Below are 12,599 nucleotides of genomic sequence, written 5' to 3' on the forward strand. Positions count from 1 at the left end.
GCCGGCCCGCAGCACCACCGGGTTCCCCCACCCCGAGAAAGGCACGACCCCATGAAACACCCCATCGGTATCGCGGCCGCCGCCCTCACAGCAGGCACCCTGGTCGGCGGACTGCTCGTGTACGACACCTCCGCCGCCGGAGTGCCCCAGGTCATCACCTGTGAGGACAGCTTCACGATGACCTTCAGCTCCGGCCTCACGCTCGTCCCCCAGGACAACATCACGGCCACCCTCGGCGACCCCAAACTGCTCAACTGCACCGGTGACGCCCCCATCACCCAGGCCGACTACGTGGGGACCGGCCTCGGCAACGGCGTGACCTGCGCGGCCGGCAACTACCAGAACGCGCCCGGCACCCTGCAGCGCGTCACCTGGGAGACCGCGAACGGCCAGCCCACCACGGAGGACCCGGGCACCACCGACTTCACCTGGGACATGCAGCCGATCCAGGACCTGCTCAAGTCGAGCAACCCCCTCAGCGGCGGCATCACCGCGGGCCGCTACAAGGGCGCCACCTGGACGGTGGTCCTCGACCCGGTCAAGTCCGACATCGACCTCACGGCCTGCAGCACCCCGACCGGCCTGAAGTCGATGACGCTGGACGGGACGGTCACCATCACGCTGCCCACCGGCACGCAGTCCCCCACACCGACACCGACCTCCACATCCAGCCCGACCTCCACCCCCACGCCCACCGCCACCCCCACGGTCACCCCCACTCCCACCGCCACCCCCACGCCTACGGTCACCCCCACGGCCAGGCCCATGCCCGTCCCCTTCGTCCCCGCGCAGGACGCCTGATCCCGAACGGGCGCCCCACCGCCGCGCTCCCGCAAGCCCCGCCCCTCGCTGCGGAGCGGGCGGTGCCCGGCAGGCTCGGGCCGGACCGGACGAGTCTCCTGGACGCGGCGGCCTGACGAAGTGCCGGGCCCCGACGCCGATCAAGCCGGCGTCGGGGCCCGGCCCGCTGTTCTAGAAGGTGAGGGTGATGCAGCCGCTGCCGCCCGCGGTGCCCTCGGTGCCGTCCTCGCCGGGGGTCTGGGGGTCGTCGAAGTTGCCGACGTAGTCCTGGCCGTCGCCGCCGTCCCCGCCGTCCCCGCCGTCGCCGGTGCCCACGGGGCAGGCGGCCGGCACAGGGGCCCCCGCTGCACCGCCTTCGCCGCCCACGCCACCCGTGCTGCCGGGGACGGTCTCGCCGACGGTGGCCGGTGTCACGTCGACGCCTTCCTCACCACCGGCGCCGAGGTCACCGTCGGATCCGCCTGTGCCGCCGGGCCCTCCGCCCTTGCAGGCGGAGGCGGAGGCGGAGGCGGGGACGCTCCCTCCGCCGTGGCCTCCCTCGCCCCGGGCGCCTCCGAGCACGCTGCCCGCGCCCCCGCCCCCGGGCCGTGACCCGCCGTCCACGGCTGCCAGGACGGCTGCGCCGCCGGTGAGAGTGGACCGGCCCCCGGCGCCCCCGGCACCGCCGTCGGCACCCGGGTCGGCCTCCTCACCGCTGGCGCCTCCCGCTCCACCGGCTCCGCCGGTGCCGACGGTGAGGGTCAGCACGTCGCCGGGGGTGACGGCCAGGGTGCAGGTGACCCGGGCGCCTCCCCCGCCGCCGCCTCCCGCCCCGCCCCCGCCGCCGCTCTTGAAGAGGCCGGTGCCTCCTCCCCCGCCCCCGCCGCCTCCCCCGGAACCCGCCGCGACGAGGGTGACGGTGATGCCGGTGACACCGTCCGGGACGGTGAAGGTGGCATCGCTGGTGAAGGTCCGGGTGGTCGCGTCCCGGGCGGGCGCGGTGACGCCGGCCGGCAGGACCAGCGCCCCCGCGAGGCATCCGGAACCGAGGGCGGCGCGCACCCTCCGGGGGCGGGCAGGCCTCACACGGGCTCCGGCCGTCACACCATGGTCGTCGCTCATGCTCAAACAGTGCTGCGGCCCCGGTTCTCCCGCGACGCCGGAGGGGGGATCGGGTGACCCGGCCCGCCCTCAGCGGGGCGCCGGCAACGGCCACCGGGCCCGCCCGCTCCGCGGCGCCCCGGGCTCGCGCACGTAGACGAACAGCCGAACGGCAGCAAGGCTTCCCGGTCGGCTGGGTACGCCTGTCCGGATGAGACACGGAGTGCGCCGGCAGCGCGCATGTACCGGTTGATCGAGTACCGGGGATTCTTGGCGCCAAGGCACGACACCGACGAACAGGAAGAAGAGCACACGATGAGGCGTCTGATGGTGGCGGCGACCGCGGGCGGGTTGCTGGCCGTAGCGATCCCGGGGGCGGCCGGGTCCGCGCACGCGACGGAGGTACTGAAGGACCTGACCTGCTCAGGGCCGGTGACGCTGACGTTCAAGAACCCGGTGACCGACGCGGCGGCATCGAACTCGTACACGGTCGAAGGCAGCCTCGACGACTGTTACAGCGCCGCCGGAACCAACTCGAACGTCGACCACGGCACGATCTCCTCGGTCGGCACCGGGACGTTCTCCTGCGTGTCCTACCATCCCTTCTCCGGAACGGCGACCTTCACCTGGTACGACGTCGACAACAGGGACCTCGGCCGCACCACCGTCTCCTTCCAGGGCGGGGAGAAGGGCAACTCGGGTGGCAGCGAGGTGACCAACGACGAGACCGGCATCACGGACGTGACCAGCACCCTCCTGCCCCTCAACAGCTACCAGGGCAGCTTCGACCTGTCCGGCATCACCGGCTCCTGCGACACCGGGGTGACCGCCCTGACCGGGAAACACGAGGTGGACTTCAGCCTCGCCTCGCTCTGAGCGCACAGCACGCGCTCCCGCGCCCCCGGGCAACATCCGACGCCCGGGGGCGCGCCATTCCTGTGGCCACTGCTTGGAAGGCGTGCACCGTTGCCGCGTCGACTCCGGCACGGTGGCGGACCGGATGCCGTCAAGCGCGTTGATCGCGCTGCGACATGACCACATGTCAGAGTGCGAACCGCTGGGCTGGAAGCCCGCTTCACCGCTACGTGCCGATGGAGGCGCAGACATGGTCGATGGAATCCGCGAAGAGGACGAGTCCGGCGGGCCGGGGGCAGCACCGGTGGCACGCCGAAGCCTTCTCAGGGCCGCAGGGCTGGGTGCCGCCGTGGTGGGCCTGGGCGCAGCCGTGCCCGCAGCAGCCGCAGCCGAGGACCGGTCCGAGGCCCCCGCAGGTGCCGCCCGTCGGCCGGACGCGCTCAACAGCGTGAACCTGTACTGCTCGGCGGACGCGGGCACCTACATGGGCGGCGGGACGGCCACCGTGCAGGTCACGATCGGCAACTTCAGCGGCACCGCGGCCACCGGACCGGTGTCGCTGAAGGTCATCACCCCGTTCTACGCCAACGTCGCGACGCTGCCGTCCGTCAGCGGCGGCACCTCCCGCTGGCTGTACCAGAACAACGCGCCCGACGTGCCCTCCGTCATCCAGGTCTCGTTCAACGGCTTCCCGGCGAACACGGCCGTGACCGTTCCCGTCACCTTCGCTCTGCTGCCCTCCGCCCCCAACATCCCCCCGATCGGCCGGGCGATCTTCACCACCGACGCGAACAACACCACCGACATGGACAGCGATCTGACCCGCAACGTGTGGGAATTCGGCTTCGTCCGCTCCAGCCTGGGCGCCCCACCCCCGGGCAACGCCAACCTCTACTTCACCTCCCCCCAGCTCCCCCTGATCGCCGGAGGCGCGTCGGCCGAGATCCCGTTCCACTTCTACAACGGCGCCGGCACCCTGTTCGACGGCACCCAGAGCCCCGCGAACTTCACCTTCTCCACCCCCTTCTACACCCAGATCCCCACCAGCGGCCGCCCACCCGGCCTCACCGCGCTCTACGAGAACAACGACCCCGCCATCCCCTCCGTCTACCGGCTCTCCGTCCCCCCGGGGCTCGGCGCCCTCGGACCGCAGACCCCCGCCACCATCGGCATCCCCTACCTGATGCAGAGCGGCGGCCCGAGGAAGTACGCCGTCTCCTCCGCCATGATCACCCCCACCGGCGGCGACACCCAGGGCGACCTCTCCATCGCCCACCACCACTTCGGCATGGTCTCCGTCATCAACACCCCCGTGTAGCCCGGTCGGATCACCGGTACTGCTCCTGGTGTCCTGCGCCGGATCTCCGGCGCAGGACACCAGTGCTCCGAGCCCGCTCCGCACGCCTCCGAGCGCCAGGCCCGCCCGGAACCCACTCGTACGCTCACTCCACCGCTTCCAGGCCCGGCAACGGCGCCGGACGGGGCCCGCTCGGCGCCGCCGGCCGCCGCAAGCGCGGTGTCCACCAGTTGAGTTCGCCGAGCAGGCGCATGGTGGCGGGGACCAGCAGCATGCGCACCACGGTGGCATCGACGGCCACGGCCACCAGGACACCGAGGGCGATCTCCTTCACGGTGACGACGGGGCTGGTCGCGAAGGCCGCGGCGACCAGCACGATCAGGGCCGCCGCGGCCGAGATCAGCCCTCCGGTGCGCCCGAGGCCGGTCACCACGGCATTGGCGTTGTCCATGCCGCCGCGGTGGAGTTCGCGGATCTGCGCGATCAGGAAGAGCTCGTAGTCGACGGAGAGCGCGAAGACGAACATCAGCATGATGGCGGCCTCCAGCGCGCCGACGTACCCGGTGGGTCGAAGGCCGAGCAGCCGGGCACCGTGGCCCTCCTGGACGGTCCAGGTGACGGCGGAGTAGGCGATGCCGAGGGACATCGTCGTGGTGATGACGGCCTTGACCGGGACCAGCAGCGATCGGAAGGCCAGGAAGAGCAGGCCGAGCGTGACCACCAGCAGGTACCCGACCAGCGCCGGGAGCCTGGCCCCCAGGGCGTCCAGGACGTCGACGTTGGCGGCGGCCGGTCCGCCGACCAGGACCAGGCCGCCGTCGGGCGGGTCGAGCGCCCGCACGGCGCGCACCAGTTGCTCGGCGGCGGGAGCGTCCGGAGCCTCGTCGGTGGCCACGGTCAGCAGCGCGCTGTGCGCGGTGCTGACCCGCAGCCGGACGTCCTGGGCGTCCGGCAGTCCGGCGAGCCGCTCCTGCCAGCGGGCCAGTTCGGCCTTGCCCGGCTCGCCGCCGATGTCGTCCCGCAGGTGGGCGACGACCTGGAGTTGGTCGAGCGCGGCCGCCGGGAAGTCCTCGTGCAGCAGTTCCTGGGCCCTGCGGCTGGCCGCCCCGGCGGGCAGGGTCCGCTGGTCGCTCGCCGCGAGGTGGAGCCCGACGACCGGCGCGCTCAGCACGGCGATCACCGCGACGGCGGCGGTGAGCCAGGCCCACGGGTGGGTGACGGCGCTCCGGCCCAGCCGGTACCAGAACCCCGTCTCCTGGTCCGCCGCCCACGCCCGTCCGAGACCGGCCCGTCCGAGGCCCGGCAGCCGGATGCGCCCGGCGTCGACCCGAGGGCCGAGCACGGCCAGCACTGCGGGCAGCATGGTGAGGCTGACGGCGCCGGCCAGCGCGACGGTGACGGCGGCGCCGATGCCGAGGGAGCGGGTGATGGGGAACGGAAGCAGGCTCAGGCCCAGGACGGCGAGCGAGATGGCCGTCGCGGAGTAGAGCACGGTGTGCCCGGCGGTGGCCATGGTCGCGGCCACGGCTCGGTGCCGGTCGCCCCGGTGGCGCAGCTCACGCCGGAAGCGGACGACGACGAACAGGGCGTAGTCGACGGACAGCCCGAGAGCGATCATGACGACGACGTTGCGGGTGACGTAGCTGACCGGCACCAGCGGGGCGAGGAGCCGCAGCACCCCGAAGGCCATGGTGAGGCTCGCGCCGGCCACGGCCAGCGGCAGCAGGGCCGCGGCGAGGCTGCCGAAGAAGAGCAGGAGCAGCAGGAGCAGCAGGGGGAAGACGTAGAGTTCGGCCCGGGTGAGGTCGTCGTCGACGGTGCGGTCCAGGTCGGCCTCGAGCGGGACCTGCCCGGCGTAGGTGACGGTGAACCCATCGGCGTGCAGTAGACCGCGCATCCGCTCGTAGGAGGCGGCCTTGGCGTGGTCGCCGGTTCCGGCCAGTCCGACGACCACGCAGGCCGCGTGCCCGTCGGTGGAGACGAGTTCCCGTTTGCCGGTGTTCCAGTAGTGCTGGGCACCCGCCAGCACGGTCCTGGGCACGGTGGCGAGCGCGGACCGCACGGCTTCGCCGAACTCCAGGTTGTCCACGGTGAGGGTTTCGCTGCGGAAGATCACGATCGTACTGGTGCCGCCCGCGTTGTAGTGGTGTTCGATGGCTTCGATCGCCCGGCCGGACTCGGCCCCGGGGTTGGTGAAGCCGCCGTGGGACAGCCGTGCGGGCAGCCCGGCCCCGGCGACCGCGGCGACGGCCAGCAGCAGGGCGGTGGTCCACAGCACCGCCCAGCGGTGGCGGGCGACGAGTGCGCCGATCCGGGCCCCGACGCCGTCGGGCGGCGCCGGGGTGCCTCGTTCCGTTCCCGCCCGGGGGTCAGTCCCGGCGCAGGGCGAGGACGACATTGTGGCCTCCAAAGCCGAAGGAGTGGCTGACCGCGGCATCGATCCGCTGCCTCCGCGCGGTCCCGGTGACGCAGTCGATGTCGAACTCGGCGGTGTCGGGGGTGAGGTTGGCGATCGGCGGCACCAGTGCGCGCTCGATGGTCAGCACGGTGAGCGCCGCCTCGATCGCTCCGGCCGCGCCGAGGCTGTGGCCGAGCACGCCCTTCGGAGCGGTGACGCTGGGCCGGTGCGGCAGGGCGCGGGCGATCAGACCTGCCTCGGCGGCGTCGTTGAGCGGGGTGGAGGTGCCGTGGGCGTTGACGTGGCCGATGTCGCCGGCGCCCAGGCCCGCACTGCGCAGCGCCGTACGCAGCGCCTGTTCCGCACCGGCGGCGCCCTGGGGCGGCGCGGTCGGGTGGTGGGCGTCGTTGCTGGCGCCGTGTCCGGCGAGCACGGCGCGCGCCCGGGCACCTCGCGCCTTCGCGTCCGCGGCGCGCTCCAGGACGAGCACGGCGGCGCCCTCGGCCAGGACGAAGCCGTCCCGGTCGGCGGCGAACGGCCGTGAGGCGCCCGGTACGTCGTGCCCGCGCGCCGACAGGGTGCCCATCCGGTGGAACCCGGTCGCCACCAGCGGGCTGAGGGCGGCTTCGGCGCCACCGGCCAGGACGAGGTCGCAGGACCCGGCGACCAGCAGGTCGTGGGCGATGGCCAGCGCCGTGGCACCGGAGGCGCAGGCGGTGGCGCAGGCGAGCGTGGGACCACGCGCGCCGAACTCCTGGGCCACCTCGCCGACGGCCATGTTGCCGATGACCATCGGGATCACCGTCGGCGAGACGTGGGCCGGCCCGCGCTGGTGGAGTCGGCGCAGCTGGTCCTCCCAGTGCGGCGCGCCGCCGAAGCCCACCCCGAGCACGACGGCGACCCGGGCGCCGTCCCACCCGCCGGTGTCCAGTCCCGCGTTCTGGACGGCCTCCCGGGCCGCGAGCAGCGCGAGCTTGCTGAACCGTCCGATCCGCCAGGCCTTCTTGCGCCCGACCGCCGTGTCCAGGTCCATGGCGGGGATGCGGCAGGAGAACGTCACCGGGGCGGCGTCGAGGTCCGGGTCCGGTGACGCGGTGGGTGTGCCGGCGCAGACCCGCTGCCAGGTCTCCTCGGCGCCGATCCCGGCCGGGGTGACGAGCCCCAGGCCGGTGACGGCGATCTCGGGGCGGTTCACGCGACGGGTTCGGCCGCGTCGCCGAGTCGGCCCTGGACGATCCGGGCGACGTCGACGAGCGTGCTCTGCCGGTCGGCGTCCTCCTGGTTGATCAGGATGCCGAACTCGTCCTGGAGCACGAAGGCGAACTCGGCCAGCGCGAGCGAGTCGACGTCCATCTCGTCGAAGGTGGCGTCGGGGCTGATGACGTCGGCGGATACGCCGAACCGCTCGACGAGCAGGGTCCGGGCGGTGGCGCAGACGTCGTCCACGGAGAGAGTCGAGTCCATGGTGGTGGTTCCTTTCCGGAGTGTGGGGGAGGTGGGCTCAGCCGCCGGCGGTGCGGTGGTGGCGGGTCAGTTCGGCCATGGCCTGGTCGAAGGTGGTGGGCGGCTCGAAGCCGAGGTCTCGCCGGGCCGCCGTGAGGTCGAACCAGTGCGGCCGGGTGAGCTGGTGGAGCAGGAACCGGCTGAGGCCGTGGTCGGTGTGGCGGCGGAGCACCGTCGTCGTGGCGTCGGCCAGGACGGCGGCGGCCAGCGCGACGGGGTAGGGCACCGGGTGCCAGCTCGCGCGGCGTCCGGCCGCGGTGAGGAGCCTGGCCACCACCTCGCGCAGCGGCCGCGGTTCGCCCTGGGCGATGAAGTAGGCCCGCCCGGCCGCCGGGTGGCCCGGTCGCAGCCGGTCCAGCGCGAGCAGGTGCGCGTGGGCCGCGGTGGCGAGGTGGCAGGTGTCGACGAGGTTGGTGCCGCGGCCCGGCATCAGCAGTCGCCCGGCTTCGGTCGCCCGCAGCAGGGCGGGCAGGAAGTGCGGGTCGCCGGGCCCCCAGATCAGATGGGGGCGCAGCACCGTGGTGGCCAGGTCCGGGCCGTTGGCGGCGAGGACGGCCGCCTCCGCCTCGGCCTTGGTGCGGGGGTAGGCGGCCGAGTGGCTCCGGGGCCCGGGCAGGGACTCGTCCGCTCCCCTGATGCCCTCGGGGGTGAAGGCCACGCTCGCGGTGGAGGTATAGACCAGTTGGCGAATGCCGAGGGCGCGGCAGGCGGTCAGGACGTGCCGGGTGCCGTCGACGTTGACCGCGCGGTACGGCCGCTCGGGCCCCCGGACCCCGGCCAGGGCCGCGTTGTGGATCACCGCCTCGCACCCGGTGAGGGCTCGCCGGGCCGTATCCGGGTCGGCGATGTCGCCCAGGTGCTGACGGACCCCGAGGCGCTCCAGCTCCGGACTCCAGCGGCGGTTCAGCGAGACCGCCACGTCGCCGCGCCCGGCGAGGCGGCGGCACAGCTCCAGGCCGAGGAAGCCGCTGCCCCCGGTGACCAGGACCCTCATCGCCCGCCTCCCCGCACGCCGCCCGGGCGTCGTCGGCGCAGCCGGCGGCGGGCCCAGCGGGCGAGGCGGTCGCGGTCGACGCGCGAGTTGTGCCTCGGGTCGGTGGGCAGCCGGCGGTGGAGCAGGACGGTGGAAACCCGGTGGCCGCCCGGCACCGCCGACAGGGCGTGCCGAAGCCCCTGGAGGACGGCCGTCGCCGAGTTGGCCGCCGATGGCGCCAACTCCACGCACAGCACCGGCCGTTGACGGCCTGCGGGCCCGAGGCCGATCAGCGCGGTGCGCCCGATGCCGGGCACCGCGTCGGCGATCCGCTCGACCACGGCGGTGTCGAGCGCGAACCCGGCTCCGTGCACCCGGTGCGCGGAGCGCCCGAGGAACCACAGCCGGCCGCTCTCGTCGAGCCAGCCGAGATCGCCGGTGCGGTGCAGTACGTCCTCCCCGGCGCCGACCTTGGCGGCCGCGTTCGCGCCCGGGCGGGCATGGTAGGCCCGGCTGACCTGCGGGCCGCCGACCGTGATCTCCCCGTAACTCCCTTGCGGAACTGGCCGGTTGTACGACACGGGGCCGACCGGCACCAGGACGTGGGCCGTGATGCCGGGCACCGGGCGGCCCAGGCAGACCCCGCGGTGGGCGTGCAGCGGTTCCGCGTGCGCGGAGGCCAGTTCGGCGCTGTCGATCACGCTGACCGGCAGGCATTCGGTGGCGCCGTACGCGCTGAGCAGCGTCGCCTCCTCCGGCAGCGCCCGGCGCAGCGCACGCACCAGCCGTTCGGACGGCGGGGCGCCGAAGGAACAGGCCAGCCGCACCGGGGCGAGCGACAGCCGGCCGTGCTCGCACTCCCCGGCCAGGGCCCGCAGCACCGCCGGGGAGGCACACACCACCGAGGTGAAGTGTTCGGTGACGGCGCGCGCCAGGTCGGCACCCCGGGTGCGGGCCGGCCTGAGGTGGTCGATGGCCGGGACGACGGTGGTGGCACCGGTGGCGGGCCCGAACAGGGCGAAGGGCAGGAACCCGGCGAGCAGCACCTCGCCCGGGCCCAGTCCCAGCAGCCCGGCGAGGGAGCGGACCTGGGCGGCCAGCTGCCGGTGCTCGTACTCCACGCCCTTGGGCACTCCGGTGGAGCCGGAGGTGAAGGCGATCAGCGCGAGCGAGGCGGCGGGCGGCGGGCTCGGCCATGACGGTTCCGGCCGCCCCGTCTCCGGCTCCGGCCGACGCGCGCACCACGCGCGCCACGCGCGGCCCGTGAGCAGTGAGACGGTGACGTGCGGGCGGGCCCAGCCGAGCAGCAGCCGGGCCAGCTGGGCGAGCGGGTCGCCGACGAACACCTCGGGCCGCGTCTCGTCCAGACAGGCCCGCAACGCCGGACGGGGCAGCGCCGGGTCGATCAGCACCGGCACCGCACCGAGGGCGAGCAGCCCATACACGGTGGTCACCAGGTCGTACGGGTCGCGGGCCATCACCACGGCCTTCTGCCCCGCGCCGACGCCCGCCTCGCGCAGTTCGCGGATGCGCGCCCGGCAGGCGGCCTCCAGCGTCGCGAAGTCGACGGTGTGCCACCGGCCGCGCGGAGCGGGCCAGACGAGCGCGGTGCGGTCCGGCTGCAGGCCGGCCCATCCGGCCAGGTGGGCGGCGAGCGTCTCCGGCCAGGCGTCCCGCTCCTCGGCCGCCCCGGGGACCGCGCTCACCACCGCAGGACCATGACGCCGAGGCTGGTGCCGCTGGCCAGGCCGACGATTCCCACCAAATCGCCCTCGTGCAGCCGGCCCTGCTCCTGCGCGAGTGCCAGTTGCAGCGGGATGGTGGCGGTGGCGACGTTGCCGTAGTCGGGGAAGGTGGAGATCACGGCCTCGGCGGGGATACCGGCGCTTGAGCAGAGGTCGCGGGTCATGGCCGCCGAAGGCTGGTGGACGCAGAACAGCGCACAGTCGGCCACGGAATCGACCAGTTCACCCGCGGCCTTGAAGGCCTGTTCCCGCAGCTCCGCGAAGGAGGCCGTCAACGCGGCGTCGTCGACCTCCAACTCGTGCATCCGGCCGGTGGCGTACGGGCTGCGCAGTACCGCGCTCGGCCACGCGGCCGGGTTGGCGAAGAAGCGGCTGCCGAGGACGCCGGGCCGTTCGCTCGCCTCCACCAGCACGGCGGCCCCCATGTCGCCCAGCGTGAGACTGGCCAGTGCCGATGCCAGCCGACCGCGGTCCGGAACGCGCCAGCGGGTGATCCGGCTGGGTGTCTCCCCGGTGACCACCAGCACCCGCCGGTAGGAACCGAGCCTGATCAGCGCGTCCACGCTCTCCAACGCGCTGAGCACGCCGTTGCAGGCGTTCATCAGATCGAAGACCGGTGCCGTGACACCGAGTTTGGCGGCCACCACGTTCGCGGTCGCCGGCTCGTCGAGGTCCTTGCTGATCCCGGTGTAGACGAGCAGGTCGACGGCCTCGGGCGGGAGGCCGGCGTCGCGCAGGACGGCGGCGCCCGCCCGGGCCGCCAGGTCCGAGGGCATCTCCCCCGGCGCCGCCACGCACCGCTCGCGCAGCCCGAACATGTGCTCCAGCAGTCCCGCCGGCAGCGCGGCCCCGGGGCTCTGCCGGCGCAGTTCCTCCTCGATCTCGCGGGAACTCTGGCGGGCCTCGGGGACATGGACCCGCACGAGACCGATCCTGCTGTGGGGCGAGGGCATGGGCACCTTTCCGTGATGGTTCGTCATCGCGTGGACAGGAAGCGCCGAAGCGGCCTGATCAGGGAATCGCCGGCGTCCTCCAGGACGAAGTGGCCCGCGTCGGCGAAGGCGTGCACCTCGGCGTGCGGGAGTCTGCGCCGCCACTCCCGCAGGACGAGCGGTGTGAACACCGGGTCGCGCAGGCCCCAGCCGATGAACACCGGCAGCCCGGCGAGGTCGGCGCTGTCGTCACCGGGATCGACCAGGGACCAGGCGGGATCCGCGCCGCTGCGCGGGATCTGCCGCAGGAAGTCCCGCACCGCGCGGCGCTGCCACGCTCCGCGGTACGGCCGCAGGTAGGCGGAACGGACCTCGGCGGGCAGCGGCCGGACCACCCCGGCCCGCAGCGCCGCCCGGGGGAAGAGGTTCAGCAGGTGCGCCGCTTCGCCGAGCGGTCGGACGTCGCGCAGCAGGGCCAGCGAGCGCGGCAGCCGGTAGCCCTCGGGCCAGCGGAAACCCACGCTGTTCAGCACGACCAGCTTCGTGACCAACCCGGGATGCCGCCTCGCCCAGGCCAGGCCGATCGGCCCTCCCCAGTCGTGTACCGCCAGGGTCCAGCCCGCCGACGGCGCCCGGCGCTGCTCGATCAGGTGGGCCGCCAGCGCGTCGAGGTGCTCCAGCCGCTCCGCGAGCGGAATCGGACCGGCACCGTTCCTGCGCTGGGAGAGCCCCATGCCCAGCTGGTCCGGCACGACGCAGCGGAAATTCCCGGCCAGCCCAGTGACCAGACGCCGCCACAGATATCCCCACGTCGGATTTCCGTGCAACATGAGCACGACGTCGCCGGATCCGTGGTCGACGTAGTGCAGTCCGGATCTCTCCTCACGCCGCCAGTGCTCCGTGCCCGGAAAACCGGGCAGGCGATCCGCGGCCGGGGCTCGTCGGCCGCCGGGCGGGAGGGGTGGACTGGGCAGCACTGGGTCTCCCCTTTTTATCCGCTGGGCGGTCCGACGGG

The 12,599-nt window shown here is 73.9% G+C and carries 11 protein-coding genes; 3 read left to right on the plus strand and 8 right to left on the minus strand.

What is annotated here, in order from left to right:
* Nucleotides 1-51 precede the first annotated feature (51 nt).
* Nucleotides 52-801, plus strand: a complete 750-nt coding sequence (locus ACIO9K_RS07625; protein ID WP_400327748.1) for a hypothetical protein — start codon at nt 52-54, stop codon at nt 799-801.
* Between the two features lie 171 nt (nt 802-972).
* On the opposite strand, the gene ACIO9K_RS07630 is transcribed toward ACIO9K_RS07625, so the two are convergent.
* Nucleotides 973-1,902 carry a hypothetical protein gene (locus ACIO9K_RS07630; RefSeq protein ID WP_400327750.1) on the minus strand — a complete coding sequence of 310 codons (930 nt, stop codon included), beginning with the start codon at nt 1,900-1,902 and terminating at the stop codon, nt 973-975.
* Between the two features lie 294 nt (nt 1,903-2,196).
* Between ACIO9K_RS07630 and ACIO9K_RS07635 the strand changes: the two genes are divergently transcribed.
* Entirely contained in the window at nt 2,197-2,757 is a 561-nt protein-coding gene (locus tag ACIO9K_RS07635) for a hypothetical protein (RefSeq protein WP_363622031.1), read from the plus strand.
* Nucleotides 2,758-2,986: 229 nt separating this feature from the next.
* The gene (locus ACIO9K_RS07640) at nt 2,987-4,054 is read left to right on the plus strand and encodes a hypothetical protein (RefSeq protein WP_400327752.1); all 1,068 of its coding nucleotides are present in this window, start codon (nt 2,987-2,989) and stop codon (nt 4,052-4,054) included.
* 124 nt (nt 4,055-4,178) lie between these two features.
* Here ACIO9K_RS07640 and ACIO9K_RS07645 read toward each other — a convergent pair whose 3' ends face one another.
* Genes ACIO9K_RS07645 through ACIO9K_RS07675 form a run of 7 tightly spaced genes read right to left on the minus strand, consistent with a single transcriptional unit; the run spans nt 4,179 to nt 12,414 of the window.
* Nucleotides 4,179-6,431 (minus strand): MMPL family transporter, encoded by a 2,253-nt coding sequence (locus ACIO9K_RS07645; RefSeq protein WP_400327754.1) that lies wholly within the window; start codon nt 6,429-6,431, stop codon nt 4,179-4,181.
* Complete coding sequence (locus tag ACIO9K_RS07650; protein WP_400327756.1) at nt 6,403-7,626, minus strand: beta-ketoacyl-[acyl-carrier-protein] synthase family protein; 1,224 nt, start codon at nt 7,624-7,626, stop codon at nt 6,403-6,405. The genes ACIO9K_RS07645 and ACIO9K_RS07650 overlap by 29 nt, the downstream gene beginning before the upstream one ends.
* Nucleotides 7,623-7,895: an acyl carrier protein gene (locus tag ACIO9K_RS07655; RefSeq protein ID WP_400327758.1), complete on the minus strand. Its 273-nt coding sequence runs from the start codon at nt 7,893-7,895 to the stop codon at nt 7,623-7,625. Before ACIO9K_RS07655 ends, ACIO9K_RS07650 begins: the two co-directional genes overlap by 4 nt.
* Before the next feature lie 37 nt (nt 7,896-7,932).
* Nucleotides 7,933-8,928 carry an NAD-dependent epimerase/dehydratase family protein gene (locus tag ACIO9K_RS07660; RefSeq protein ID WP_363622039.1) on the minus strand — a complete coding sequence of 332 codons (996 nt, stop codon included), beginning with the start codon at nt 8,926-8,928 and terminating at the stop codon, nt 7,933-7,935.
* Nucleotides 8,925-10,616 (minus strand): AMP-binding protein, encoded by a 1,692-nt coding sequence (locus tag ACIO9K_RS07665; protein ID WP_400327760.1) that lies wholly within the window; start codon nt 10,614-10,616, stop codon nt 8,925-8,927. Before ACIO9K_RS07665 ends, ACIO9K_RS07660 begins: the two co-directional genes overlap by 4 nt.
* The gene (locus ACIO9K_RS07670) at nt 10,610-11,575 is read right to left on the minus strand and encodes a 3-oxoacyl-[acyl-carrier-protein] synthase III C-terminal domain-containing protein (RefSeq protein WP_363622043.1); all 966 of its coding nucleotides are present in this window, start codon (nt 11,573-11,575) and stop codon (nt 10,610-10,612) included. Before ACIO9K_RS07670 ends, ACIO9K_RS07665 begins: the two co-directional genes overlap by 7 nt.
* Nucleotides 11,576-11,628: 53 nt before the next feature.
* The gene (locus ACIO9K_RS07675) at nt 11,629-12,414 is read right to left on the minus strand and encodes an alpha/beta fold hydrolase (protein WP_400327763.1); all 786 of its coding nucleotides are present in this window, start codon (nt 12,412-12,414) and stop codon (nt 11,629-11,631) included.
* Between the last annotated feature and the right edge of the window lie 185 nt (nt 12,415-12,599).

The organism is Kitasatospora sp. NPDC087271 (assembly GCF_044744605.1).
Lineage (GTDB): Bacteria > Actinomycetota > Actinomycetes > Streptomycetales > Streptomycetaceae > Kitasatospora.

Bases quoted from the DNA above. Each gene is read 5' to 3' on its own strand.
- ACIO9K_RS07655 (WP_400327758.1), bottom strand. From the start codon at position 7,895: ATGGACTCGACTCTCTCCGTGGACGACGTCTGCGCCACCGCCCGGACC.
- ACIO9K_RS07625 (WP_400327748.1), top strand. From the start codon at position 52: ATGAAACACCCCATCGGTATCGCGGCCGCCGCCCTCACAGCAGGCACC.
- ACIO9K_RS07660 (WP_363622039.1), bottom strand. From the start codon at position 8,928: ATGAGGGTCCTGGTCACCGGGGGCAGCGGCTTCCTCGGCCTGGAGCTG.
- ACIO9K_RS07645 (WP_400327754.1), bottom strand. From the start codon at position 6,431: ATGTCGTCCTCGCCCTGCGCCGGGACTGACCCCCGGGCGGGAACGGAA.
- ACIO9K_RS07640 (WP_400327752.1), top strand. From the start codon at position 2,987: ATGGTCGATGGAATCCGCGAAGAGGACGAGTCCGGCGGGCCGGGGGCA.
- ACIO9K_RS07630 (WP_400327750.1), bottom strand. From the start codon at position 1,902: ATGAGCGACGACCATGGTGTGACGGCCGGAGCCCGTGTGAGGCCTGCC.
- ACIO9K_RS07675 (WP_400327763.1), bottom strand. From the start codon at position 12,414: ATGTTGCACGGAAATCCGACGTGGGGATATCTGTGGCGGCGTCTGGTC.
- ACIO9K_RS07635 (WP_363622031.1), top strand. From the start codon at position 2,197: ATGAGGCGTCTGATGGTGGCGGCGACCGCGGGCGGGTTGCTGGCCGTA.